Source organism: Limnohabitans sp. (assembly GCF_023910625.1).
GTDB lineage: Bacteria > Pseudomonadota > Gammaproteobacteria > Burkholderiales > Burkholderiaceae_C > Limnohabitans_A.
This window is the reverse complement of record NZ_JAAVVW010000002.1, coordinates 441,117-465,151: the sequence shown is the minus strand read 5'-3', so window position 1 is coordinate 465,151 and position 24,035 is coordinate 441,117. Positions and strand designations below refer to the sequence as shown.

Genomic DNA, 24,035 nt, shown 5'->3' with positions numbered 1-24,035 from the left:
AGCTCAGAAAGTTCGGCGACAGAGTTGGGGCAGGACTGCCCGGTTCACTGCCGCATAGGCAGCTCAGAAAAATAGATGACAAACCAAAAGGCCAAAGTGACTGTTCACTGCCGCATAGGCAGCTCAGAAAAAAATGTGCTCGAATAATTTCAGTGTAACGAGGTTCACTGCCGCATAGGCAGCTCAGAAAGAGATTAGCGAGAGGGGTGTCGCCACCAGTTAGTTCACTGCCGCATAGGCAGCTCAGAAAAAACAGCCCCAAAAAATCCCGCGCCCGGCCCCGTTCACTGCCGCATAGGCAGCTCAGAAAAACGAAGACGGCACCGGCGCTGTGACCCCCGTGTTCACTGCCGCATAGGCAGCTCAGAAAAAACCCGCTGTGAGCGGCCTGACCTGGTTGGCGTTCACTGCCGCATAGGCAGCTCAGAAATTGCCATGGACTTGAAGCCTGGCGTGGCTACCGTTCACTGCCGCATAGGCAGCTCAGAAACGGAACGCGGGGAACTGGCTCAGCCAGCCGTAGTTCACTGCCGCATAGGCAGCTCAGAAATTGCCGGGCCGCCCGTCCACCGCCGCAAACTCGTTCACTGCCGCATAGGCAGCTCAGAAAAACGCGCTGCTGAATGCCGCCCGGTCGGCCAAGTTCACTGCCGCATAGGCAGCTCAGAAATGTGCCTGTGCCCGGCAGCGCCACCTGCAGCCGTTCACTGCCGCATAGGCAGCTCAGAAAAGGATGCCAGCGTCGAAGTCGCCGGTCTTGGCGTTCACTGCCGCATAGGCAGCTCAGAAAAGGTACGATTTCTATTTTCCCGCGTTTGCCATGTTCACTGCCGCATAGGCAGCTCAGAAAGTCACCATCGCCCCACCAGACAGCGGCACCTTGTTCACTGCCGCATAGGCAGCTCAGAAATCCGCGACACACCGCCGATTGAGAACAACCGTGTTCACTGCCGCATAGGCAGCTCAGAAATGGAGCGCAACCGCCGCCAGGCCAGGGCAAACGTTCACTGCCGCATAGGCAGCTCAGAAAAGTGTTGACAAAGATGTAAAGGTTCGGCAGAAGTTCACTGCCGCATAGGCAGCTCAGAAAAACTCATCACGGCGCTCCTTGAAACACGTTACGTTCACTGCCGCATAGGCAGCTCAGAAAAGATTGAGGCATCTTGAGGTCATTGGGTAACTGTTCACTGCCGCATAGGCAGCTCAGAAAACCGACGCCGCTGGCAACGCCATTGCGGTCCCGTTCACTGCCGCATAGGCAGCTCAGAAAATTGGCAAGTCAAAGACATTGCGAGTTATGCCGTTCACTGCCGCATAGGCAGCTCAGAAAAATGAGCGTGCGCCCAAAATGGCCATCTGCTTGTTCACTGCCGCATAGGCAGCTCAGAAATAACAAGAACGGCGTTAGCTGGTGCTGCCCCAGTTCACTGCCGCATAGGCAGCTCAGAAATTCAGGGGTCAGCCTGTGACGGCTTAGATGTAGTTCACTGCCGCATAGGCAGCTCAGAAAAGATTGAGGCCAGCCGGATCGCCCGCCATGAGGTTCACTGCCGCATAGGCAGCTCAGAAAAGTGGCACTCATTAAGAGTGCGCGGGGTGGTGGTTCACTGCCGCATAGGCAGCTCAGAAAATTTGCGCTTGGCTTTGGAGGCGGTGCGGTGTGTTCACTGCCGCATAGGCAGCTCAGAAATCAGTGAAGTCGCCAGACTGGGGCATCTTTAGGTTCACTGCCGCATAGGCAGCTCAGAAAAGAGAAAGGCCAGCCATGACACACACCGCCAGGTTCACTGCCGCATAGGCAGCTCAGAAATGCTGACACTGATCTGATGGCGTGCTGGGTTGGTTCACTGCCGCATAGGCAGCTCAGAAAATCAGGAAAGCCCGTTCAGCACCAGTACAGGAGTTCACTGCCGCATAGGCAGCTCAGAAATTGCATAAGGAAAATCATGAGAGTACTCCAAGTTCACTGCCGCATAGGCAGCTCAGAAATGAAGCGTATGTAGCAAATGCCACCGATTTATGTTCACTGCCGCATAGGCAGCTCAGAAAGTTTGAAATTGAACATCGAGGCATCACCGCCTGTTCACTGCCGCATAGGCAGCTCAGAAATGTTGGCTTGGCGGTTTCCCGCATGAAATACAGTTCACTGCCGCATAGGCAGCTCAGAAAACGACGGAGCAGAACAAAGTCGGAAGCATTATGTTCACTGCCGCATAGGCAGCTCAGAAAGTATGGAAATCGGGAACATCAGAGAAGTCGCCGTTCACTGCCGCATAGGCAGCTCAGAAAGTATGTGGTCACGGTCTACCCGTTATGATTTTGTTCACTGCCGCATAGGCAGCTCAGAAAAATGGGCTGCACAGGTACTGAACGGGCTTGCTGTTCACTGCCGCATAGGCAGCTCAGAAAACTTGGCGCAAGTGGTTCGAGCACACATCCAAGTTCACTGCCGCATAGGCAGCTCAGAAATGTGTTTATATCGCTCATGCTGCGTGCTCCATGTTCACTGCCGCATAGGCAGCTCAGAAAAAGATCAAAAGCCGGTATGTGTACGAGCTGGAGTTCACTGCCGCATAGGCAGCTCAGAAAATTTTGGGTAAGTGATTTCAAAGCCCCCAATTGTTCACTGCCGCATAGGCAGCTCAGAAAATCAAGCTCAAAGTGCCCGACAGCGGAACCGACGTTCACTGCCGCATAGGCAGCTCAGAAAGATATGAGCAAGAAAGACGAAGCATTGATTTCGTTCACTGCCGCATAGGCAGCTCAGAAATCACGAAAGAAACCACATGTATCAACTAGACAGTTCACTGCCGCATAGGCAGCTCAGAAAATCACATCGACAGGCTCACGGTCTCCGGTGCGCGTTCACTGCCGCATAGGCAGCTCAGAAAAAAGACCCCGCTGAGCTACTCGCTGGCCGAATGTTCACTGCCGCATAGGCAGCTCAGAAAACAATCGCGGCACCGGCATCAATGCACTTTTTGTTCACTGCCGCATAGGCAGCTCAGAAAATGCTGAAGGGCGTTGTGCGCCAGCCGCTGGCGTTCACTGCCGCATAGGCAGCTCAGAAATTACCATGCACCGGGGATCTATCGGGTTCTGGGTTCACTGCCGCATAGGCAGCTCAGAAAAATGATGTTTCCGCGTGATATGTCTTGATCATGTTCACTGCCGCATAGGCAGCTCAGAAATAGCGGCCATGGCTCAGACACCGCCAAAAACCGTTCACTGCCGCATAGGCAGCTCAGAAAACTGCCGAAGCTGCCGCAGCCAAAGGCATGGCGTTCACTGCCGCATAGGCAGCTCAGAAACTGAAGCTGCAACAACTGGTTTTCAAGCTGAGGTTCACTGCCGCATAGGCAGCTCAGAAAATTGAAACCGCGCGGTTTGGTTTCAAGCTTGTGTTCACTGCCGCATAGGCAGCTCAGAAAATCGACCAAAGCGTCGAACGCCAAGGAGCTGCGTTCACTGCCGCATAGGCAGCTCAGAAAAACGTGCTGATGCGCGAGCGCGGCTGGGTGCAGTTCACTGCCGCATAGGCAGCTCAGAAAAATGGTGCTCAGCTTTATCTGAGTGGTGGTTCGTTCACTGCCGCATAGGCAGCTCAGAAATTGACGACGCACTCGTTGCAGATGTGCTTGTCGTTCACTGCCGCATAGGCAGCTCAGAAAAACATGACCTCGCGGCTGGCGGCTAATGTGCCGTTCACTGCCGCATAGGCAGCTCAGAAAAGGATGTGGCAGGCAAAGGCTCGGGGCCTGGAGTTCACTGCCGCATAGGCAGCTCAGAAAAATGTGGAGCAGGGCATTGGCAATGCTCGACCGTTCACTGCCGCATAGGCAGCTCAGAAATTGCTGATACGTAAGATCAGCACGAACAGAAGGTTCACTGCCGCATAGGCAGCTCAGAAAACCAAGATACTCAGGACGCTGGAGACGAGCATGTTCACTGCCGCATAGGCAGCTCAGAAAGGGATTTTCGCGTGTTGACGCCGATGGCGCTCGGTCCAGCCATTGATGTGCGCTCTCTTGGTGGCATCGGTGGGGTCGCCCCAGACCTGGCCTTTCTTCAAGACCACTTCAACCACCACGCGCTGGTCGGCCAAGGACAGGTCCACCTTCTTGACCGACCATGGGGCCTTCAGTCCGAGAAGATGCTCATACAGTGCGTTATCTTTCATGTTCAAGTCGGAAATAGTGAATCGCTGGATTGTCCTGTAGCAAGGGGAAAATCACAGTGCAATTGATGAAGAACCAAAAAAGGAAAAACCATGAAGCTCTACACCGCCCACCGCGCGCCCAGCCCCCGTCGGGTGCTGATGTTTTTGGTCGAGAAAAACATCACCGGCATCGAAATGGTCAACATGGACCTGAACGGCGGCGCGCACCGCACGCCCGAATACCTGGCCAAAAGCCCGCTGGCCAAGGTGCCTGCGCTGGAGCTGGACGACGGACGTGTGATCACCGAGACACGGGCGATCTGCACTTTGCTGGAGGGCCGCTTTCCCGAGCCCAACCTGATGGGCGTGGACGGCGACGAGTGCGGCTTCATCGAGATGGCCGACCGGCAGGTGGAGCTGTATTTGTTGGGTGGCATTGCCAACGCGATCCGCCACAGCCACCCCGGGCTGGCGGCTTTAGAGAAACCGCAGTTCCCCGAGTTTGGCCGCTCTCAGGCCGAGAAGGTTCGGGATGTGGCGCGGGGCTTTGACCAGCGCTTGCAAAGCCAGCCCTTCATCGCGGGCGAGCGTTTCACGATTGCCGACATCACCGCGTTTTGCGCGCTGGAGTTTGCGCGGGGCCTGATGAAGTTTGTGCCCGGCGACGAGGGCATGAGCGCCTTGCAGGCCTGGCGCGACCGCATGAACGAGCGGCCCAGCGCCAAAGTCTGATCGGCTGAAAATGTTCAGCTGAACACGCCGCCGTAGTCCTTGCGCAGGTCGTTTTTCTGCACCTTGCCGGTGCCGCCCACGGGCAGCGATTCGAGGAAGACCACATCGTCGGGCACCCACCACTTGGCCACCTTGGTGGCCAAAAAGTCCAGAATCTCTTGCTTCTCAACCGTTTGACCCGGCTTGCGCACGATGAACAGCAGCGGGCGTTCATCCCACTTGGGGTGCTTGACGCCAATGACGGCGGCCATGGCCACAGCCGGGTGGCCGATGGCGGCGTTTTCCAGGTCAATCGAGCTGATCCATTCGCCACCGGTCTTGATCACGTCCTTGGTGCGGTCGCGGATTTGCATGGTGCCTTGCGCGTCGATGGTGGCGATGTCACCGGTGGGGAACCAGCCGTCGACCAACGCGGTTTTCTCGGCTTTGAAGTAACGCTCCACGATCCACTGGCCACGCACCATCAGCTCGCCTTGTGAAGTACCGTCGCGGGGCAGGGTTGCACCGTTTTCATCGACGAGCTTGATCTCGATGCCCGAGACGGTTTTGCCTTGCTTGGCCACGATGGCGTGTTGCTCGGCAGCCGGACGCAGGCGGTCGGCGCGGCTCAGGATGCTCATGGTGGCGACAGCCGTGGTCTCGGTCATGCCCCAGCCGTGGCGCACTTCCACGCCGTAGTTGTCCATGAACTTGGCGATCAGCGCCATGGGCATGGCCGAGCCGCCCACGCAGGTGCGCTTCATGTGGGCAAAGCGCAGGTTGTTTTGTTCGACGTGCTGGATCAAACCCATCCAGATGGTGGGCACGCCTGCGCTGACGGTGACTTGCTCGCTGTCCATCAACTCGTAAAGGCTGGCGCCGTCGAGCTTGGGGCCAGGCAAAACCAGTTTGGTGCCCGCCACCAATGCGGCATAGGGGAGACACCAGGCGTTGATGTGGAACATGGGCACCACCGGCAGAACAGTTTCTTGTGTGGACAGGCCCATCGCATCGGGCATGCAAACGGTGGAGGCGTTCATGACGATGGCGCGGTGTGAATACAGCACGCCCTTGGGGTTGCCGGTGGTGCCCGAGGTGTAGCACAAGGCTGCGCCGGTGTTTTCGTCCAGCACGGGCCAGTCGAAGCTGTCACGGTGACCGGCAATCAGGTCTTCGTAGTTCTGTACATTTACGCCTTCGATCACCGGGGTGTTGGCCGCATCGGCCAGGCAGACCCAGGCGCGCACTTTGGGGCAATGCGCGGCAATGCCTTTGACCAAGGGCGCAAAGGTGGCGTCAAACAGCATCACCTCGTCTTCGGCGTGGTTGATCACATAGATCAGTTGCTGGGGGTGCAGGCGCGGGTTGCAGGTGTGCATGACCATGCCGCTGCCCGAGACGGCGTAATAGGCCTCCAGGTGGCGGTGGTTGTTCCAGGCGATCGAGCCGACTGCGCTGCCGGCTTTGAGGCCCATCTGCGCCAAGGCGTTGGCCAGTTGGCGCGAGCGCTTGGCGGTCTCGGCATAGGTGGTGCGGTGCAGCGGGCCGTGCGTCTCACGCGAGACGATTTCTTGCTCGCCAAATTGGGCAGCGCCGTGTTCGAGGATGCCCGAAATGAGCAGTGGGCGGTTCATCATGAGGCCGGATTGAGGCATGGTTTGTCTCCAAAAAGTGAGTGTTTTTTTGTAGGTCGGTGGCTTCAGCCCCGACATTATGATGGCGCGGCAGATTCATGTCGGGGTTAAACGGAGCTAAGGCCGCCGATCTACCGAATTCAGACCAGCGCCGCGTACACCAGGTCGCGGAACAGGGGCCGGTAGTAATCCCTTTGGTTGGGTGCCTGAATCATCAGCATCGCATACATATCGAGCGCAGGGTCGATGAAAAACGTGGTGCCCGCGATGCCGCCCCAGTAGTACAAGCCCACCGAGCCGGGCACAGGCGACAGGCCCAAGTGGGTGCGCACCGCAAACCCCAGACCAAATCCGTGACCGGGTGGTAGCAAAGTGCCGTCTGCAGGCATGCCGCCCAGATGGTCGGCGGTCATGTAGTCCACCGTGTGGGGGCCGAGCAGGCGCACGCCATCCAATTCGCCCCGGTTGCGCAGGCACTGCAAAAAGCGGGTGTAGTCCATCGCGGTGGACATCAGGCCTCCGCCACCGCCTTCCATGGCGGGCACTTGGCGAGGCTCCAGCACTTTCATGGGCACGCCGCCGTCGGGGTCGTGCGCAAAGGGCTCGGCAATGCGGTGGTGCTGCTCGGGTGGCACGGCAAAGCCGGTGTCCACCATGCCCAGCGGGCCAAAGATTTCGGCTTGCAAAAATGCGCCCAAGCCTTGCCCGCTGACCACCTCGACCAGCCGCCCCAGTACATCCGTGGCGCGGCTGTAGGCCCACACGGTGCCGGGCTGGAACTGCAGCGGCAGCGCAGCCAAGGTTTGAGAAAACTCGGCATTGGTCCGTTCGCGTGAGGCGATCTTCACTTCGCCATATTGGCGCTGCACAGCCGAGTCGCCCAAAAATTCATACGTCAGACCCGCTGTGTGACGCAGCAGGTCTTGCACCGTGGCGGCTTGCCGCACGGGCTCCAGGCCTTGGGCTGTGGCCACCTGCTGGTTCGCGTATTCGGGCAACCAGCGGCTGACCGGGTCGCTCAAGAGCAACTGCCCGCGCTCGACCAGCATCATCACCGCCACCGACACGACCGGCTTGGTCATGGAGTAGATGCGGAAGATGCTGTCGGTTTTCATCGGCGTGCCCGTGCCGGGGTCTTGCTGGCCCACGGCTTCGAACAAGCCGATCTGTCCGCGCCGGGCAATCATGGCCACGGCACCGGGTAACCTGCCACTGGCCACTTCGCGGCGCAGCACGTCCATCAGGCGTTGCGTGCGCTCGGGGCACAGGCCCACATCAGCGGGTAGGGCGTGGGGCAAGGCTTTGTGTGCAGTCATGGGGGGCTCCGGTTGAAGGGTGTTTTGTACACCAGTGACCGCTGATGGGGGTATCACCTGCGGCGCAGCGGTCGCTTTGGCTTGTCGCCCATGCGTCAAAAGCCATAACCCTCGCGCAATGCGAGCGTTGCTAGACTGAATTCATGCGTATTTCAGAACTCTCTGCCAAGACCCGGGTGTCGGTGCACCGCTTGCGGCGGTACGAGGCCGATGGCCTCATTGAAAGCCAAAGATTGCCCAATGGCTACCGCGCGTACGACGAGAAAACCATGAAGCACGTCATCTTCATCGCCATGTCTCGGGAGATGGGTTTCTCACTGCCCTTGATTGCCGAGTATTTGCCGCGCTTCAAAGCGGGCAAGTTGTCGGCACAAGACATGATCGACGCGATCCTGGCGCGTGTGGCGGAGATTGACCAGCTGATCAGCGAGCAACAAACACTTCGTCAAAAACTGATGGACCACATCGGGTGGTTCAAGACCCAAGCCAGGAGAAAACCATGAGTCCATTGGAGATGCTGCAAAAAATCAACGCCATGGCCGAATTCAACCGCTGGTGCGGCATTGAGGTGACGGTGGCCGAACCCGGATTTGTCGAAATCCAGATGCCCTGGCGTGCAGAAGTGGGGCAGTACTCAGGTTATTTGCATGCGGGTTTGATCGGCACATTGATCGACACCGCCTGCGGTTTTGCGGCCGGGACTGTGGCGGGGCCGAATTTGTTGGCTGCCCACTTTTCGGTCAACTGCTTGCGCCCCGCTGTGGGTCAAAAGTTCATTACCCGAGCGCGGGTGGTCAAACCCGGTAAAGCACAGGTGTTCACCAGCTGCGATTTGTTTGCGGTGGATGCAGAGGGCGAAAAGCTGGTGGCCAACGGACAGACTTTGCTGACGGTGGTTCAGGCTGCGTGACCCATGTTGCGCGCGAGTGCGCTTGAGCGGCCATGGCCACCAAGGGGACTGAAAAAGCTACAATACTTGTCCAATCTATTGAACAAGTCACCATCATGCGAATCATCAGTTATTCCGAAGCACGCAACGGGTTGAAATCTGTGCTGGACGGCGTGGAAGACGATGCCGACATCACCATCATCACCCGCAGAGATGGCGGTGATGCTGTGGTCATGTCCATGGCGCACTACCAGAGCATGGCCGAAACTCTGTACTTGCTTTCAAGTCCCGCCAACGCAGCGCACTTGGCAGCATCCATTGCCGAGCACAAAGCCGGCAAAGCCAAACGACGTGAACTGATCACCCCATGAGCCGAGGGATTGCCTTCACCTCGCATGCTTGGGGTGATTACCTGTACTGGCAAGGACAGGACAAAAAGACACTTAAACGAATCAACCTGTTGATCGATGCCGCCAGGCGCGACCCCTTTGAAGGTATCGGTAAACCCGAGCCGTTGCTGGGCAATCTGTCAGGCTATTGGTCGCGTCGCATCGACGACGTGCATCGACTGGTCTACGCCGTGGACGATGTGGAGCTGACCGTGATTGCCTGTCGGGGGCATTACCAATAATCGGATCAAGTTCGCTGCCAAAGCGCCATCCCCCGCTGCGCCTTGCTCGCATCGCTGGGCATCAGCATCACAGAGCCTTGGGGTGTTTGGCGCAGCACATCGGCCAGCGCCATGAGGGCCTCTTCCGGGCCACTGAGCAGTTCCAATTCCAGCTCCAGCAGCGGCTCGCTCAGGTCGGTGCCGGGCACATGGATGTGGCCTTGGTCCAGCGCCACTTCGATCTTTGCGCCTCCATGGGCAATCACCCAGCGTTGGCGTTCGAAGTCGGTGCAAAACAGGGCGCGCAAGTTCGGGCGCAGCGTCATCAGGTTTTGCGCCAGCGCGGCGTCATCCACCAGTTTGTCGAACTGCAAGGCTCCCGGCGTCGTTGGGCCTTCCCACTCTTGCCTGCGTGACAGGCCGTTGTGGCTTTGGCCTGCGGTCTTCACGGTCAGCAGCCATTGCTCACCCGCCAGCCGCTCGCGCACCGCCATGCGGCGCTGTTGCAAGGCCAAGTCGGGCGTGTCGAAATAGGTGTTGAGCAGGCGTTGTGTGTTGCCTGCTTGGGTCAGCAGCGGGTGGGCCAGCAGGCGCGCTAGTTCGTCCGCAGACAGGCTGAGTTTGAGTTCGGTTTCCATGGTTGAAGGGCGGGGTCAGGGGGCTTGTCGGGGCTGAAGCCGCCGACCTACAAAAGGTTGGCCCCTTGTGCTTGTGTGTTCAGGCAAAGCGCTCGCGCAAATACGCCACGATCGCGGCCGAGTCCTTCAGCCAACGGGTTTGACCATCGGCTTCGGTGATCTGCAGGCACGGCACTTGGGTTGCGCCCGTAGCTTGCAACAAAGCGTCGCGGTTGGCGGTGTGGTGTTGCGCATCGCGCTTTTCAATCGGTAGCGACAGGCGGCGCATTTCCTGGCGCACCTTGATGCAAAAAGGGCAGGTGCTGAACTGGTAGAGCGCAAGGCTTTGGCACTGTTGGTCCACACGGGCTTGCGCCGCTGGTTCGCGCACCGTGCCAGTGGGCTGGGTCAGGCGCTCTTTGAGCAGCATGACGGGGCCCAGCACAACGCGCAGGGTTCGGAAGAAAGTACGGATCACGGTTTTCATAGGTGCTTGAAATTTCAAAAGTGGTTGGATGAAAAGGTTTGGGAGCCCCGGCCTCGGGGCGATGTGTGGTGGTCTGCGGGGCTCCATCGCGGCGAGGACACCGCTCCCACAAAAAAGCGTGAATAGCGAACATCATCGGGTCGGGTCAACAGAGCAAACGCGCCAAATAGTGGCCCGTGAAGCTGGCTTTGTTTTTGGCCAGCTGCTCTGGCGTGCCTTCGCCCAGCACTGTGCCGCCACCCGCACCACCCTCGGGCCCCATGTCGATCAGCCAGTCGGCGGTTTTGATGACGTCGAGGTTGTGTTCGATGATGACGATGGTGTTGCCCGCATTGCGCAGCTGGTGCAGCACTTTGAGCAGCAGGTCGATGTCGGCAAAGTGCAGGCCGGTGGTGGGCTCGTCCAATATGTACAGCGTGCGGCCGGTGTCGCGCTTGGACAGTTCCAGCGCGAGCTTGACGCGTTGCGCCTCGCCGCCCGAGAGGGTGGTGGCGCTTTGGCCCAGGCGGATGTAAGTCAGGCCCACATCCAGCAGGGTCTGCAACTTGCGCGCGATGTTGGGCACGGCGCTGAAGAACTGGTGCGCTGCTTCCACCGTCATGTTCAGGATCTGCGCGATGTTCTGGCCCTTGTATTGGACTTCGAGTGTTTCGCGGTTGTAGCGCATGCCGTGGCACACGTCGCAGGGCACGTACACATCGGGCAAAAAATGCATCTCCACCTTCACCATGCCGTCGCCCTGGCAGGCTTCGCAGCGACCGCCGGCCACGTTGAAGGAAAAGCGCCCTGGACCATAGCCGCGCTCACGGGCCGCGGGCACCTCGGCCATCAACTCGCGGATGTGGGTGAACAAGCCGGTGTAGGTGGCCGGGTTGCTGCGCGGCGTGCGGCCAATGGGGGACTGGTCGACGTTGATGACTTTGTCGAAATGCTCCAGGCCTTTGATCTCTTCGTGCACGGCGGCTTCGTCGTGGGCGCGGTGGATTTGGTGTGCTGCTGCCGTGTAAAGCGTGTCGTTGACCAGGGTGGACTTGCCCGAACCAGACACGCCGGTCACGCAGGTCAGCAAGCCCACAGGAAACTTCACGTTCACATTCTTCAGGTTGTTGCCGGACGCGCCCACGATCTCGATGAAGTCCTTGCCCGGTTTGTGGCGCTTGGGGATTTCGATCTTCTTGCGGCCCGACATGTACTGGCCCGTGACCGAATCGGGTGCGGCCAGGATGTCGGCGCAGGTGCCTTGCGCCATCACGCGCCCGCCGTGCACGCCCGCGCCCGGCCCCATGTCGATCACATGGTCGGCCACGCGGATCATGTCTTCGTCGTGCTCGACCACCAGCACGCTGTTGCCGATGTCGCGCAGGTGTTGCAGCGTGCCGATCAGGCGGTCGTTGTCGCGCTGGTGCAATCCGATGCTGGGCTCGTCCAGCACGTACATCACGCCCGTGAGCCCCGAGCCGATCTGGCTGGCCAGTCGAATGCGTTGGGACTCGCCGCCCGACAAGGTGTCGGCGCTGCGGTCCAAGCTCAAATAATTGAGGCCCACGTCGTTGAGGAACTTCAGGCGCAGCGCGATTTCGCGCACCACTTTGTCGGCGATCTCGGCCTTGGCCCCGTGCATGGTCAGGCCCTGAAAGTATTGTTGCGACTCGCCCAGGGTGATGTGGCTGATGTCGTAAATGGCGCGGGCTTGCGCGCCTTCGCCAATGCGCACATGGCGCGCCTCGCGATTGAGGCGCGTGCCTTGGCAATCGGTGCAGGCCTGCATGTTGCGGTAACGCGCCAAGTCTTCGCGCACCACGGCCGAGTCGGTCTCGCGGTAGCGGCGCGTCATGTTGGGAATGATCCCTTCAAACGGGTGCTTCTTGCTGACTTTTTTGCCTTGCGATGCGCCGGATTCCATCGTGTAGCTGAACTTGATTTCTTCCTCGCCCGAGCCGTGTAGCAGCACCTTTTGGTGAATCGGTGCGAGTTTTTCAAACGGCGCTTCGATGTCGAACTGGTAATGCTTGGCCAGGCTTTCGAGCATGCTGAAATAAAAGCCGTTGCGCCGGTCCCAGCCCTTGATGGCGCCGCTGGCCAAGCTGAGCGAGGGGAAGGCGACGACCCGTTCGGGGTCAAAAAATGCCATGCTGCCAATGCCGTCGCAGGTGGGGCAAGCACCCATGGGCGAGTTGAACGAGAACAGGCGTGGTTCCAGCTCGCTGATCGAGTAGGTGCACACCGGGCATGAGAACTTGGCGTTGAACAGGTGCTCTTTGCCCGTGTCCATCTCGAGTGCCACGGCGCGGTGTTCGGCCAGGTGCAGCGCGGCTTCAAAGCTTTCGGCCAGGCGTTGGAGCAGGGCGTCGCGCGCTTTGGCATCCTCTTCTGACCGAACCTTGATGCGGTCCACCACCACGTCGATGTTGTGTTTTTCGGTTTTTTTCAGCGTGGGCAGGTCTTCCACTTCAACGGTCTGACCATTGATGCGAAAACGCACATAGCCCAAGGCCTGCATTTGCTCGAAGACTTTTTCAAACTCGCCTTTTTTCTCTCTCGCAATCGGCGCGAGGATCATGAGCTTGGTGTCTTCGGGCAGGGCCAGCACGGCGTCCACCATCTGGCTGACGGTCTGCGCTTGCAGCGGCAGGTTGTGGTCGGGGCAATAGGGCGTGCCCGCGCGGGCAAACAGCAAGCGCAGGTAGTCGTGGATCTCGGTCACCGTGCCCACGGTGGAGCGCGGGTTGTGGCTGGTGGCTTTTTGCTCGATGGAAATGGCAGGCGACAAGCCCTCGATCAGGTCCACATCGGGCTTGTCCATGAGTTGCAAAAACTGCCGGGCATAGGTCGACAGGCTCTCCACATAGCGGCGCTGGCCTTCGGCATACAGCGTGTCAAAGGCCAGACTCGACTTGCCCGAACCCGACAGCCCGGTGATCACCACCAGCTGGTTGCGCGGGATGTCGAGGTCGATGTTTTTCAGGTTGTGGGTGCGGGCCCCGCGCACGCTGATGTGGGTTTGCCGCAGCGCTGAGGCCAGATACCGCGCGGGTTCGGGTTCGTCAGGCAAGAGAGGGGGGTCAGCAAGTTTCACGGTGGCGGTCAGATCGGCAAAACCTTTGATTATCCCTGTCGGGGCTGTGGCGGGCACTCGTTGGCGTTAATCGGGGACAATTGACCTATTGTTTTCACCCTGTTTGGGTTTTCTGTGGCCGACCTATCGCCGACATCTTCTTCATTGGACATGACGCCCACCGAGTGGCGTGCCAGTGCCTCTTTGGCAGGCATTTTTGCCTTGCGAATGTTGGGACTTTTTCTGGTTTTGCCGGTGTTTGCCCTGGAAGCACGCCGATACCCTGGGGGCGAAGACCCCCTTTGGCTGGGGCTGGCCATGGGTATTTATGGGCTGACGCAAGGCCTGTTGCAGTTGCCGTTTGGCATGGCATCGGACCGTTTCGGACGCAAGCGGGTGATTGTGCTGGGCTTGATCGTTTTTGCTTGGGGCAGTTTTTGGGCGGCTGCAGCCACCGATTTGACCCAGTTGCTCATCGGGCGCGGCCTGCAGGGGGCGGGGGCCGTGTCGGCGGCGGTCACGGCCTTGCTGGCCGACTTGACGCGCGACGAGGTACGCACCAAGGCCATGGCCCTGGTGGGTGGCAGCATCGGCCTGATGTTTGCGCTGTCATTGGTGGTGTCGCCTGTGCTGACGGCCTGGATCGGGTTTTCGGGTTTGTTCTGGTTGACCGGGGCGATGGCCCTGCTGGGCGTCGGCGTGGTTATTTGGGGGGCACCGCCCGCTCCGCCGCAAGCCTTGGTGCAAGGACGCGGACGGTTGTCCGATGTGCTGGCCCATGCCGATTTGATGCGTTTGAACTTGGGCGTGTTTGTGTTGCACGCCGTGCAGTTGGCCATGTGGCTGGCGGTGCCGGCTTTGTTGGTGCAGGCAGGTCTGGACAAGTCGCGGCATTGGCAGGTGTATTTGCCAGCGGTGTTGTTGTCGTTTTTGTTTCTGGGCGTGGTGTTTGCCATGGAGCGGCGTGGGCACCTGAAGAAAGTGTTTTTGCTTTGCATTGGCCTGATCGCCTTGGTGCAGGTGGGGTTGTTGATGCAGTCGGTGGGTACGCCATATCTGGGTGTTTTGGCGCTGGGTTTGCTGGTGTTTTTTTGCGGTTTTAATGCGCTGGAGGCGACTCAGCCCAGCCTGGCCTCGCGCATTGCACCCCCGGCCATGCGTGGAACGGCGCTGGGTATTTACAACACCCTTCAATCTTTGGGCTTCTTTGTGGGCGGTCTGGCGGGAGGCTGGCTGGTCAAGTCCTGGGGCAGCCCTGCACTGTTTTTGAGCTGTGGCGTGGCCATGCTGATTTGGTTGTTGTTGGCTTGGCCCATGCGGGCACCGGGCCGAGCTGGGCCTGTGGGGCAGTCCACCTGAGCCAATGGATGGGCCTGGGGCGTCCGAAGGGCCTTGGACAGAGGGGCGATTGGCCGCATAATTGGGCATCATCGAGGAGTTTTTCATGGCATCCGTCAACAAAGTCATCATCGTCGGCAACCTGGGAGCCGACCCCGAAACCCGCTATCTGCCCTCGGGTGATGCAGTCACCAGCATCCGCGTGGCCACCACCGACCGCTACAAGGACAAGGTCAGCGGAGAAATGCGCGAGGCCACCGAATGGCACAGCATCAGCTTTTTTGCCAAGCTGGCCGAAATCGCAGGCCAGTACCTGAAAAAAGGCAGTCAGGTTTATGTCGAGGGCAGTTTGCGGACCCGTAAATACACCGACAAAAACGGCGTGGAAAAGTACGCCACCGACATTCGCGCTGACACGATGCAGATGCTGGGCAGCCGTCAGGGTATGGGTGGCCCCGCCGATGACGGTGGCGGTGTCCGCCAGTCGACATCCGCTGCGCGACCTGCGGCTGCTGCTGCCCAGCGTCCGGCTTCTGCCTCCAAGCCTGCGGCCAGTAGCATCGACGACATGGACGACGACATTCCGTTCTAGAAGCCAAGAACAGGTTTGTCTGGCACAACCCGTGGTTAACCCACGGGTTTTTTTATGGACATGAAGGGCGCGAGCACCATGAATGAAAGACCTTGGGCTGCATCGACAGAGCATGTGGGCTTTGCCTGGTTTGCCATGGTCATGGGCCTGTGCGGTCTGTCGTTGGCATGGGCGCGCGCTGCGGACCTTTTGGGGGCAGTGGCCCTGCAGGTCTCAAAGGGTCTGGGCTGGCTGGCCGGGGGGGTTCTGCTGTTGCTGTTGTGGGCCACGGTCTGGCGTTGTGTGCACTTTGCGCAGGCGGTGCTGGTCGATTTGCGCCATCCTGTGCGTCAGGTCTTTGTGGCCGCTGTGCCCTCATCGTTGGTGCTCTTGGCCACGGTCTGGGTGACACATCGGGGCTACAGCCTTTGGGCCGATGCGCTTTGGATGTTGGGCGCTTCGGGTTTGTTGTTGATCACTGTGGCCGTCATGTGGCGTTGGCTGCAGCACGGTCTGTCTCCTGAGCATTTCTGGCAGGGCATGACGCCCGCCGTGTTCATTCCGGTGGTGGGCAATGTGTTGCCTGCTTTGGCGGGGGTGACGCTGGGCCATCCGGTCTGGGCGGCTGCGCAGTATGGTGTTGCAGCGCTGTTGTGGCCGGTGGCCCTGGTCTTGGTGCTGGTGCGCATTGGCGTGGTGGGCTTGTGGCCTGCACGCATGCTGCCCACCACGTTCATCACCATGGCACCGCCTTCAGTGTTGGCTTTGTCGGGTCAGCAATTGGGGGTGCCCGAGGTAATGATGCACATGCTTTGGGGCCTGGCGCTGTTCTTCTCACTGGTGTCTTTGACAATGCTCAGGCGTTGTTTGCAACAGCCCTTTGGCATGCCTTTTTGGGGCATGTCCTTTCCTTTGGCTGCTTCGGCTGCACTGTCCGTGCACCTGGCTGTCAGCCAGGGCATGGGGCAGCTTGCGGCCCTGGGGTGGTTGTTGACTGTGTCGGGGGCGATTGGCGTCCTGTTGTTGGCCACTTGCCGGGATGGGCTGCAGGGCCGTTTGCTGGTGCCTGAGCCGCCAGTGCAGTTGGCAGCCCGGTCGTCAGAGGCCCCCTGAGACGGAGCAGTCCGGATGGGGGCTTCTGTGCCCGTGGCCTGCCCTGGGTTTTTTGGTCAGAATGTGGGTATGAACGAAATCACTTCCCGTTTTTTGCCGCAAGAACACGCCCAGCGGCGTGAGTTGCACAATGAGGTCCACGCCCGACCACCTGCTCATGTCAGGTTGCCGGCGCTGATCGTGTATGCGGCTTTGCTCAATGAGGGGGTTTCGCGTGAGCAGGAGTGGGCCCACCTGCGGCTGTTACCCGGCCATGCCGAATTGGAGCTGGATCGTTTGCAGGGCAATTTCTTGCGTTTGCGTTGTGACCATTTCACTGTGAAGTGGGAGCGTCACACCGAGTTCACCCGCTATTCGATTGTCCAGAACCTGCCCGCCCATGCGCAATGGGGCGCACAGTTGCCTGAGCTGGCGTCGCATGTGGCCGTGGGTACCGAATGGTTGCGGGGTTTGCCGGGTCAAACCATGGCGGCCATTCAGTTGGGCATGTTGTCAGTTGACATGTCTTTGCCCGACCTGATGGTCCAAGCCCAAAGCTGGTTGGGGCCTGGAACGATTTTGGCCTCCCGCATGGGCAACACTGCTGAGGGTTTGTCACACTCGTGCATCCTGACCCATTTCCAGATCGGCGATGATGGTTTTGAGCGCATGCTGGTGTTGGCACCACCTGATACCTCCGAGGCAAGGGCAGGCCGAATATCGCAGCGACTGCTGGAGCTGGAGACCTACCGATTGATGGCTTTGCGCGGCTTGCCCGTGGCCAAAAACCTTTCTGCCATGTTGTCTTCCGCTGAGGGGCAGTTGGCCGACATCACGGGCTTATTGGAGCGCAAGGGTGAAAGCGATCAGGCCTTGCTGGATTTGCTGGTGTCTTTGGCGGCCCGCATCGAACGTGCAACGGCTGAGCATGGGTTCAGATTTTCTGCGACAAGCGCCTATGACACACTGGTCAGCCAGCGCCTGGCGGAGTTGCGAGAGCGGCCGATTTCGGGGATTCAAACGCTGGGTGAATTCATGCAGCGGCGTTTGTCACCGGCCATGGCCACCGTGATGGCCACCGAAAAACGCTTGGCATCTTTGGCCGAGCGGGTCTCGCGCACCAGTGCCTTGTTGCGCACCCGTGTGGACATTGCCACTGAAACGCAAAACCAAGTCTTGCTTGAAAAACTGACTCGCGGTCAAGAGCTGCAACTGCGCCTGCAAGTGACGGTGGAGGGCCTGTCGATGGCCGCCATCTCTTATTACGTGGTCAGCCTGCTTCTTTATGCCTTCAAGGGCCTGAAGGCCTATGGTCTGCCCTTCAACCCTGAAATGGCCGTGGCTTTGATGCTGCCTTTGGTGTTGTGGAGCGTTTGGCGCAGCCGCCAAAAAATCCAAGAGAAACTGCACGGATCGGACACCTGACCTCATGGAGCTGCGACAACTGCGGTATTTTGTGCGGGTGGTGGAGTTGGGCAGCATCAGCCGGGCTGCTTTGGATCTGGACTTGGTGCAGTCGGCCCTGAGCCAGCAAATCACCCGACTCGAAGGAGAGCTGAGCACACGTTTGTTGCAGCGCAGCCCGCAGGGCGTGACGCCCACCGAGGCGGGGGTGGCGTTTTTCCGCGAGGCGCAGTTGACCTTGCGGCACGCCGAGCAGGCCATTCGCGCTGCCCAGCAGGCGCGTTTGTCGGGGACGGTGAGCGTGGGCCTGGCGCCGACCACAGCGGCGGTACTGGGTTTACCGCTGATGCAGGCCATGCGTGAGCGTTACCCGGATGTGCGCTTGCACATGGTCGAAAGCCTCTCGGGGCATTTGTCGGCCATGCTCAACGCACGGCAGCTCGATTTGGCGGTGCTGTTTGATTTGCCGATGGCGGGTGGCCAATCCTTGCAAGCGGCCAGGCGCTGGAGTGTTTTGCCGCTGATTGAAGAAGATATTTTCCTCATTTCTGCACGATCCAGCAGAGCCAGAAAATCCCCCCAGAGCCTGCGCATGGCGCAGCTGTGTGATGAGCCCTTGATTTTGCCGACGGGCCCGCATGGCTTGCGCAGTGGCCTGAATGCGGCATTTTCCCGAGCCAAGGTAGATCCTCTTGTGGTCATGGAAATGGACTCTTTGGCCATGCTGATGGATGCCGTCGGTGCTGGACTGGGCTCCACACTGCAACCTTGGGCTGCGGTGGCGCGCATACCCGGGGCCACCGAGAGCCTTTGTATGACCCGCATCAGCGATCATCAAGTCCGACGCGTGAATTTCTTATGTGGACTGTCGGACGATGAGCTGTCGCCAGCCGCTTTGGCGACCCGTGTGGTCTTGGCGGATTGTGTCCGCACCTTGGTTCGTTCTGGTGTCTGGTTGGGCGCCAGTCTGAGCGTTCCGTCATCCCATCTTGAGGTGGAGACACAAGCAGTCAAGTCTTGACCACTGACTTGCGGCGGCTTCCAGGACGCAGGCCGAGCAGCAACTCATAAAGCTTCTCGGCCGCTGGTGTGAAGCTGCGGCCCTTGCGGCGAATCAGTCCAATGCGCCTTGTGATGATGGGGTCAAACAAAGGCACGCTCGCCAATACCGGGTGATCTGCGCTGGGCATGGCCAATGACGGCACCGCAGCCACACCCATGCCCGCTTCGACCAAACCCAACAAGGTGGTGACATGCTGGGCTTCGTAAATACTTTGCGGCCTTTGATCTGCAGACGCTAAAGCCAAATCGAGCAGCATGCGATTGCCCGAAGATTTGGAAACAGACATGAAGTCGTATTGCCCCAGTTCTTGCCAGCTGACTTTTCTTTTTTTGGCCAGCGGGTGATCTTTTCTGCAGGCGGCGACAAAGCGCTCTTCCAGAATGCTGCGAAATTCAATGCCGGGTTCGTCGTTGCCCATGAAGTTGACCCCGAAGTCGGCTTCGCCACTGGCCACGACCGAAAGCACCTCATTGGCGCTGGCGTCGTGCACTTTGATTCGGATGCGTGGAAACCTGGCGTGGTAAGTGCGCAGCACTTGCGGTAAGAAATAGTAAACAGCAGAGGGTACGCAGGCGACGGTGACTTCGCCCATGCGAGCGCCTCCGACTTCTTGAATGCCTAGCAAGGTCTCATCGAGGTCGTCAAGCAATAGGCGCACCTTGCGGGCGAAGTCTCTTCCAACACCCGTCAGACTCATGCTGCGGGTGCTTCTGTCGATCAATTTCACACCCAGAGCGTTTTCAAGTTTGTCGATGCGACGGCTGAAGGCTGGTTGTGAAATGTGGACGGCTTCTGCTGCTTTTCGAAAGTTGCCCAGTTCAGCTGCGGCAGAAAAGGCCTGCAGGTCATGCAAATCGAAGTTGATGTTCATGTCGAATTCAGTCTTGTGTTTTTTGCATCAATACTTTTTAAAAATGCAATTCACAAAATTCTACACAGATCGCATCATCCGCACCCATGACTACTTCATTGCCTTGCGTCCTGATGCGTTCAGGAACTTCACGCGGCCCTTTTTTCCTTCGTGAATGGCTGCCCAAAGATGATCATGTGCGGGATCGTGTGTTGCAAAGCGCCATTGGTGCAGCCGATCCGTCACAAATCAACGGATTGGGCGGCGGTACCACATTGACAAGCAAGGTCGCCATGGTTTCAAGATCTTCTCGCGTGGACTGCGACGTGGATTACCTGTTTGCCCAGGTCGGACCCAACGGGGTGGATACCCGTCCCAATTGCGGGAACATGTTGGCGGGTGTGGCGCCATTTGCCGTTGAGCAAGGCTTGATTGCGGCCGTGGATGGCATGACCACGGTGCGTGTGAACAACGTCAATACCGGAGCGCGCATTGATGTGCAAATTCACACACCCAATGGTCAAGTCGTCTATGACGGCAATATGAGCATAGACGGGGTGGCTGGCACTGCGGCACCGGTTTACTTGAATTTTCTGGACGCATGGGGTGCCGTGACTGGAAAACTTTTTCCCACAGGTGCTCGCGTCAACTTGATCGATGGGGTGGAGGTGACCTGCATCGATGCTGCGATGCCCATGGTCTTGATGCGTGCCCCGAGCATGGGTGTCAAAGGCACTGAGAGCGCCTCTGAACTGGATGCCATGCCCGATCTTTTGGCCCGCATGGAGCGCATTCGCCTGCAAGCTGGTCGCCTCATGGGCTTGGGTGATGTGTCCGCCAGTGTGATGCCCAAGCCTGTGCTGGTCAGTCCGGGTCAAGACCCCATGGCCATCGTGTCACGCTATTTCACGCCCTGGCAGTGTCATACCGCCCATGCCGTCACAGGTGCTATCGGTGTGGCCACTGCGTTTGCTTTGCCTGGTACGGTTGCCAGCCGGTCGGTGTGCGTCGAGGGTGAACAAATTTTCAAAGTGGTGCACCCCTCGGGTGTGATTCAGATAGCCGCTGAGGTCAGGGGGCAGGCGGATCAGCAGGAATTGGTTCGGGCATCCGTGGTTCGTACGGTTCGAAAAATCATGGAAGGTGTTTTGCATGTTCCCGCTGATTTGGCGTTTCAATAAGGCTGGCAGATTCAAATAAGAACCGTAAGGATTGGCCCCTCATCTAGGTGCACGTTGTCAAGAACCTTTTGGCGAAGATCCAGGCGCAGGACAACAAGCTGAGTGGTGTTTCTGCGGGGCATGGCTCGCCTGATTGAACAAGATGAAAAGTCAGCTGCCATCACTTTTCATGATGCCCCCATCCTTGGAGGCGGGTTCACAGTCCCCTTTTTGGGGGTTAAATTTAAAAATATCTTTAACATGAGAGTTTCCATGGACTTTCAACCTAAAGACTAAACCGCCCTTGTGACCGAGGTGAGCATGGACATTGTGGTGAACGTCGACGCTGGGCATGGCCAATCGGATGACTTTTCTGGTATCGCTTATGGCCAGTGACATCACGGGTGCGGTGATTCCTGTGGACGGTGGTTTTCGCAAATACCAGTTCTGATCTGACCCGGGCCCTGCGCCCTGAAAGTGTTTATGACGGTCGATGTTTTGGTGATTGGCGGCGGCAACGCCGCTTTGTGTGCAGCGCTCATGGCCCGCGAAGGCGGTGCCAGTGTGATGCTGCTGGAGTCGGCACCGCGCGAGTGGCGTGGTGGTAATTCAGGTCACACGCGCAATTTGCGTTGCATGCACGATGCACCGCAAGACGTGCTGGTCGATGCTTACCCGGAAGAAGAGTTCTGGCAAGACTTGCTCAAGGTCACTGGCGGCTTGACGGATGAGCATTTAGCGCGCTTGGCCATCCGCCACTCGGCCACATGCAGACCCTGGATGGTCAAGCATGGTGTGCGTTTTCAGCCGTCTTTGTCTGGGGCTTTGCACACGGCCCGTACCAATGCGTTCTTCATGGGCGGGGGCAAGGCCTTGGTCAATGCCTTTTACCGCAGCGCCGAACAGCTGGGCGTGGAGATCCACTACAACGCCGAGGTGGATACCGTCGAATTGGACGAGGGGCGCTTTGTGGCCGCATCGGTCATGCACAAGCTGGCCGATGGCAGCGTGCGGCGCGAACGTGTGGAGGCCCGTGCTTGCGTGATGGCCGCGGGGGGCTTTGAGTCCAACCGCGAATGGCTGCGCGAGGCCTGGGGCCAAAACGAGCGCGGTGAGTACCCGGCCGATCAGTTTCTGATCCGGGGCACGCGTTACAACCAGGGCGTGTTGCTCAAATACATGCTGGACCAAGGCGCTGACCGCATTGGTGACCCGACACAAGCCCATATGGTGGCCATTGATGCCCGCGCACCCTTGTACGACGGTGGCATTTGCACCCGCATCGACTGCGTGTCCCTGGGGGTGGTGGTCAACCGTGAGGCGCGCCGTTTTTACGACGAGGGCGAAGATTTTTGGCCCAAGCGCTACGCCATTTGGGGCCGTTTGGTGGCCCAGCAGCCGGGGCAGGTGGCGTATTCCATCATCGACGCCAAGGCGGTGGGCCGTTTCATGCCGCCGGTGTTTGAAGGCACCCAGGCGGACAGCCTGCCCGAGTTGGCCCGCCAGCTGGGCCTGGACGAGGCCACCTTCATGAAGACCTTGAACGATTACAACGCCGCTTGCCGTGAGGGCACTTTTGACCACACGGCTCTGGACGATTGCCACACCGAAGGGGTCACGCCCGCCAAAACCCACTGGGCCAGGCCGCTGGACACGGCCCCTTATTTCGCCTATGCCGTCAGGCCCGGCGTGACGTTCACCTATTTGGGATTGAAAACCGATGAGACCACCGCTGTGCGATTCAAAGACCAGCCCAGCCCCAACCTGTTTGTGGCGGGCGAAATGATGGCCGGCAATGTGCTGGGCAAGGGTTACACCGCCGGGGTGGGCATGACGATTGGCACGGCTTTTGGCCGCATTGCGGGAGAGCAAGCGGCCAAAACCGTCCACGCCCAAAAGAAAGGCACTGCCCATGCAAACGCTTGAAGCCCTGACCCAAGATGCCCGCGCCTTGGCGCGGGGCGAGATGACGGCACCCGAAGCCGAAGTGGTCCGTCAAATGCAAATTTGCAACGGATGCCGCTATTGCGAAGGTTTTTGTGCGGTGTTCCCGGCCATGACGCGCCGCCTGGAGTTTGGCAAGGCCGACATCCATTACATGGCCAACCTCTGCCACAACTGCGGGGTGTGTTTGCACGCCTGCCAGTACGCACCGCCGCATGACTTTGCCATCAATGTGCCCAAGGCCATGGCGCAAGTGCGTGGCCAGACTTATGCCGACTACGCCTGGCCTCCGGCCCTGGGCAGTCTGTACCAGCGCAATGGCTTGACCTTGTCGGTGGCACTCGCTTTGGGTTTGGCTTTGTTTTTGGCCTTGGCGATGCTGCGTCAAGGCACGCTGTGGGGCGCGCCCGTGGCCGGTGGTTTTTATGCGGTCTTTCCCCACAACCTGATGGTGAGCTTGTTTGCGCCCATCTTCTTGTTTGCCGTGCTGGCCCTGGCGCTCGGCGTGATGCGCTTTTGGCGTGATGTGACGCCCGCCACCAGCGGTGCGGGTTTGACGTCCCCCGCCGCTGCCGAGGCCGCAAACGCAGCGCTGCAATTGAAGTACCTGGACGGTGGACACGGCGAAGGTTGCCACAACGAGGACGACGCCTGGACGCATGCCCGCAGGCGTTTCCACCACCTGACGTTTTACGGTTTCATGTTGTGCTTTGCCGCCACCAGCGTAGCCACGCTGTACCACTATGTGTTGGATTGGCCCGCACCTTATGACCTGACGACTTTGCCCAAGTTGCTGGGCGTCATTGGTGGGGTGAGCCTGACGCTGGGCACGGCCGGTTTGTGGCGCTTGAACCTGCGCCGCCATCCGGAGCACGGGGATGCGGCGCAAAAGCCGATGGACCGGGGTTTCATTGCCTTGCTGTTTTTGGTCAGCGTGACCGGCTTGTTGCTGTGGTTGCTGGGCCAAACGGCGGCCATGCCTTTGATGTTGGCGGTGCATCTGGGTGCGGTGATGGCTTTGTTCCTGACGCTGCCCTACGGCAAGTTTGCGCACGGCATTTTCCGCACGGCCGCTTTGCTGCGCTTTGCCGTCGAAAAGCGGCAGCCCAATCGGCTGGGTCTGGGCGGGGAATAA

The 24,035-nt window shown here is 59.1% G+C and carries 19 protein-coding genes, 1 pseudogene and 1 CRISPR repeat array (1 of these 21 only partly in view); of the genes and pseudogenes, 13 read left to right on the top strand and 7 right to left on the bottom strand.

Features of this window, described 5'->3' with window-relative positions; genetic code table 11:
- Positions 1–3,971: a CRISPR direct-repeat array (repeat unit 28 nt; unit sequence GTTCACTGCCGCATAGGCAGCTCAGAAA); it reaches 2,604 nt to the left of the window's first position.
- Positions 3,972–3,997: 26 nt separating this feature from the next.
- A pseudogene (locus HEQ17_RS02330) lies at positions 3,998–4,180 on the bottom strand (ISL3 family transposase); the annotation flags it as partial.
- Positions 4,181–4,270: 90 nt separating this feature from the next.
- On the opposite strand from HEQ17_RS02330, the gene HEQ17_RS02325 reads away from it, so the two are divergent.
- The gene (locus tag HEQ17_RS02325; RefSeq protein WP_296291083.1) at positions 4,271–4,891 is read left to right on the top strand and encodes a glutathione S-transferase family protein; all 621 of its coding nucleotides are present in this window, start codon (positions 4,271–4,273) and stop codon (positions 4,889–4,891) included.
- A 14-nt stretch (positions 4,892–4,905) separates the two neighbouring features.
- On the opposite strand, the gene HEQ17_RS02320 is transcribed toward HEQ17_RS02325, so the two are convergent.
- Complete coding sequence (locus tag HEQ17_RS02320; RefSeq protein WP_296291082.1) at positions 4,906–6,525, bottom strand: long-chain-fatty-acid--CoA ligase; 1,620 nt, start codon at positions 6,523–6,525, stop codon at positions 4,906–4,908.
- Between the two features lie 119 nt (positions 6,526–6,644).
- Complete coding sequence (locus HEQ17_RS02315) at positions 6,645–7,820, bottom strand: serine hydrolase (RefSeq protein ID WP_296291081.1); 1,176 nt, start codon at positions 7,818–7,820, stop codon at positions 6,645–6,647.
- Positions 7,821–7,963: 143 nt separating this feature from the next.
- Here HEQ17_RS02315 and HEQ17_RS02310 point away from each other — a divergent pair, with 143 nt between their 5' ends.
- The 4 genes from HEQ17_RS02310 (at position 7,964) to HEQ17_RS02295 (ending at position 9,340) form a co-directional block, all read left to right on the top strand.
- Positions 7,964–8,323 carry a MerR family transcriptional regulator gene (locus HEQ17_RS02310; protein WP_296291080.1) on the top strand — a complete coding sequence of 120 codons (360 nt, stop codon included), beginning with the start codon at positions 7,964–7,966 and terminating at the stop codon, positions 8,321–8,323.
- Positions 8,320–8,730 carry a PaaI family thioesterase gene (locus tag HEQ17_RS02305; RefSeq protein WP_296291079.1) on the top strand — a complete coding sequence of 137 codons (411 nt, stop codon included), beginning with the start codon at positions 8,320–8,322 and terminating at the stop codon, positions 8,728–8,730. The genes HEQ17_RS02310 and HEQ17_RS02305 overlap by 4 nt, the downstream gene beginning before the upstream one ends.
- A 95-nt stretch (positions 8,731–8,825) precedes the next feature.
- Positions 8,826–9,080, top strand: a complete 255-nt coding sequence (locus HEQ17_RS02300) for a type II toxin-antitoxin system Phd/YefM family antitoxin (RefSeq protein WP_053171018.1) — start codon at positions 8,826–8,828, stop codon at positions 9,078–9,080.
- Entirely contained in the window at positions 9,077–9,340 is a 264-nt protein-coding gene (locus HEQ17_RS02295) for a Txe/YoeB family addiction module toxin (protein ID WP_296291078.1), read from the top strand. Before HEQ17_RS02300 ends, HEQ17_RS02295 begins: the two co-directional genes overlap by 4 nt.
- A gap of 5 nt (positions 9,341–9,345) precedes the next feature.
- Here HEQ17_RS02295 and HEQ17_RS02290 read toward each other — a convergent pair whose 3' ends face one another.
- The 3 genes from HEQ17_RS02290 to uvrA all read right to left on the bottom strand — a co-directional run bounded on the left by HEQ17_RS02290 (position 9,346) and on the right by uvrA (position 13,499).
- Positions 9,346–9,957: a CYTH domain-containing protein gene (locus HEQ17_RS02290; RefSeq protein ID WP_296291077.1), complete on the bottom strand. Its 612-nt coding sequence runs from the start codon at positions 9,955–9,957 to the stop codon at positions 9,346–9,348.
- A gap of 79 nt (positions 9,958–10,036) precedes the next feature.
- The gene (locus tag HEQ17_RS02285) at positions 10,037–10,423 is read right to left on the bottom strand and encodes a glutathione S-transferase N-terminal domain-containing protein (RefSeq protein ID WP_296291076.1); all 387 of its coding nucleotides are present in this window, start codon (positions 10,421–10,423) and stop codon (positions 10,037–10,039) included.
- 145 nt (positions 10,424–10,568) lie between these two features.
- Positions 10,569–13,499 (bottom strand): excinuclease ABC subunit UvrA, encoded by a 2,931-nt coding sequence (gene uvrA / locus HEQ17_RS02280; protein WP_296291075.1) that lies wholly within the window; start codon positions 13,497–13,499, stop codon positions 10,569–10,571.
- 150 nt (positions 13,500–13,649) lie between these two features.
- On the opposite strand from uvrA, the gene HEQ17_RS02275 reads away from it, so the two are divergent.
- From HEQ17_RS02275 to HEQ17_RS02255, 5 genes are all read left to right on the top strand, one after another.
- Complete coding sequence (locus HEQ17_RS02275) at positions 13,650–14,837, top strand: MFS transporter (protein WP_296291200.1); 1,188 nt, start codon at positions 13,650–13,652, stop codon at positions 14,835–14,837.
- Positions 14,838–14,922: 85 nt separating this feature from the next.
- Complete coding sequence (gene ssb, locus HEQ17_RS02270; protein ID WP_296291074.1) at positions 14,923–15,408, top strand: single-stranded DNA-binding protein; 486 nt, start codon at positions 14,923–14,925, stop codon at positions 15,406–15,408.
- A 78-nt stretch (positions 15,409–15,486) separates the two neighbouring features.
- Complete coding sequence (locus HEQ17_RS02265; RefSeq protein ID WP_296291073.1) at positions 15,487–16,500, top strand: C4-dicarboxylate ABC transporter; 1,014 nt, start codon at positions 15,487–15,489, stop codon at positions 16,498–16,500.
- 69 nt (positions 16,501–16,569) lie between these two features.
- A complete protein-coding gene (locus HEQ17_RS02260) occupies positions 16,570–17,904 on the top strand; it encodes a DUF3422 family protein (protein WP_296291072.1) in 1,335 nt (444 codons plus the stop codon).
- A gap of 4 nt (positions 17,905–17,908) precedes the next feature.
- The gene (locus HEQ17_RS02255; RefSeq protein ID WP_296291071.1) at positions 17,909–18,904 is read left to right on the top strand and encodes a LysR substrate-binding domain-containing protein; all 996 of its coding nucleotides are present in this window, start codon (positions 17,909–17,911) and stop codon (positions 18,902–18,904) included.
- Here HEQ17_RS02255 and HEQ17_RS02250 read toward each other — a convergent pair.
- Positions 18,894–19,817 carry a LysR family transcriptional regulator gene (locus HEQ17_RS02250; protein ID WP_296291070.1) on the bottom strand — a complete coding sequence of 308 codons (924 nt, stop codon included), beginning with the start codon at positions 19,815–19,817 and terminating at the stop codon, positions 18,894–18,896. The two genes, HEQ17_RS02255 and HEQ17_RS02250, sit on opposite strands and share 11 nt — an antisense overlap.
- Before the next feature lie 86 nt (positions 19,818–19,903).
- Here HEQ17_RS02250 and HEQ17_RS02245 point away from each other — a divergent pair, with 86 nt between their 5' ends.
- The 3 genes from HEQ17_RS02245 (at position 19,904) to tcuB (ending at position 24,035) form a co-directional block, all read left to right on the top strand.
- Positions 19,904–20,977: a 4-oxalomesaconate tautomerase gene (locus HEQ17_RS02245; RefSeq protein WP_296291069.1), complete on the top strand. Its 1,074-nt coding sequence runs from the start codon at positions 19,904–19,906 to the stop codon at positions 20,975–20,977.
- Between the two features lie 462 nt (positions 20,978–21,439).
- On the top strand, positions 21,440–22,882 hold the full coding sequence (tcuA, locus tag HEQ17_RS02240; RefSeq protein WP_296291068.1) for an FAD-dependent tricarballylate dehydrogenase TcuA: 1,443 nt from the start codon (positions 21,440–21,442) through the stop codon (positions 22,880–22,882).
- On the top strand, positions 22,869–24,035 hold the full coding sequence (tcuB, locus tag HEQ17_RS02235; protein WP_296291067.1) for a tricarballylate utilization 4Fe-4S protein TcuB: 1,167 nt from the start codon (positions 22,869–22,871) through the stop codon (positions 24,033–24,035). Before tcuA ends, tcuB begins: the two co-directional genes overlap by 14 nt.

Coding starts and splice junctions, on each gene's coding strand:
- HEQ17_RS02255 (WP_296291071.1), top strand. CDS start 17,909: ATGGAGCTGCGACAACTGCGGTATTTTGTGCGGGTGGTGGAGTTGGGC.
- tcuA (WP_296291068.1), top strand. CDS start 21,440: ATGACGGTCGATGTTTTGGTGATTGGCGGCGGCAACGCCGCTTTGTGT.
- HEQ17_RS02295 (WP_296291078.1), top strand. CDS start 9,077: ATGAGCCGAGGGATTGCCTTCACCTCGCATGCTTGGGGTGATTACCTG.
- HEQ17_RS02250 (WP_296291070.1), bottom strand. CDS start 19,817: ATGAACATCAACTTCGATTTGCATGACCTGCAGGCCTTTTCTGCCGCA.
- HEQ17_RS02325 (WP_296291083.1), top strand. CDS start 4,271: ATGAAGCTCTACACCGCCCACCGCGCGCCCAGCCCCCGTCGGGTGCTG.
- HEQ17_RS02285 (WP_296291076.1), bottom strand. CDS start 10,423: ATGAAAACCGTGATCCGTACTTTCTTCCGAACCCTGCGCGTTGTGCTG.
- HEQ17_RS02315 (WP_296291081.1), bottom strand. CDS start 7,820: ATGACTGCACACAAAGCCTTGCCCCACGCCCTACCCGCTGATGTGGGC.
- HEQ17_RS02245 (WP_296291069.1), top strand. CDS start 19,904: ATGACTACTTCATTGCCTTGCGTCCTGATGCGTTCAGGAACTTCACGC.
- HEQ17_RS02305 (WP_296291079.1), top strand. CDS start 8,320: ATGAGTCCATTGGAGATGCTGCAAAAAATCAACGCCATGGCCGAATTC.
- HEQ17_RS02310 (WP_296291080.1), top strand. CDS start 7,964: ATGCGTATTTCAGAACTCTCTGCCAAGACCCGGGTGTCGGTGCACCGC.
- HEQ17_RS02275 (WP_296291200.1), top strand. CDS start 13,650: ATGACGCCCACCGAGTGGCGTGCCAGTGCCTCTTTGGCAGGCATTTTT.
- HEQ17_RS02300 (WP_053171018.1), top strand. CDS start 8,826: ATGCGAATCATCAGTTATTCCGAAGCACGCAACGGGTTGAAATCTGTG.
- HEQ17_RS02265 (WP_296291073.1), top strand. CDS start 15,487: ATGAATGAAAGACCTTGGGCTGCATCGACAGAGCATGTGGGCTTTGCC.
- HEQ17_RS02290 (WP_296291077.1), bottom strand. CDS start 9,957: ATGGAAACCGAACTCAAACTCAGCCTGTCTGCGGACGAACTAGCGCGC.
- ssb (WP_296291074.1), top strand. CDS start 14,923: ATGGCATCCGTCAACAAAGTCATCATCGTCGGCAACCTGGGAGCCGAC.
- HEQ17_RS02260 (WP_296291072.1), top strand. CDS start 16,570: ATGAACGAAATCACTTCCCGTTTTTTGCCGCAAGAACACGCCCAGCGG.
- tcuB (WP_296291067.1), top strand. CDS start 22,869: ATGCAAACGCTTGAAGCCCTGACCCAAGATGCCCGCGCCTTGGCGCGG.
- HEQ17_RS02320 (WP_296291082.1), bottom strand. CDS start 6,525: ATGCCTCAATCCGGCCTCATGATGAACCGCCCACTGCTCATTTCGGGC.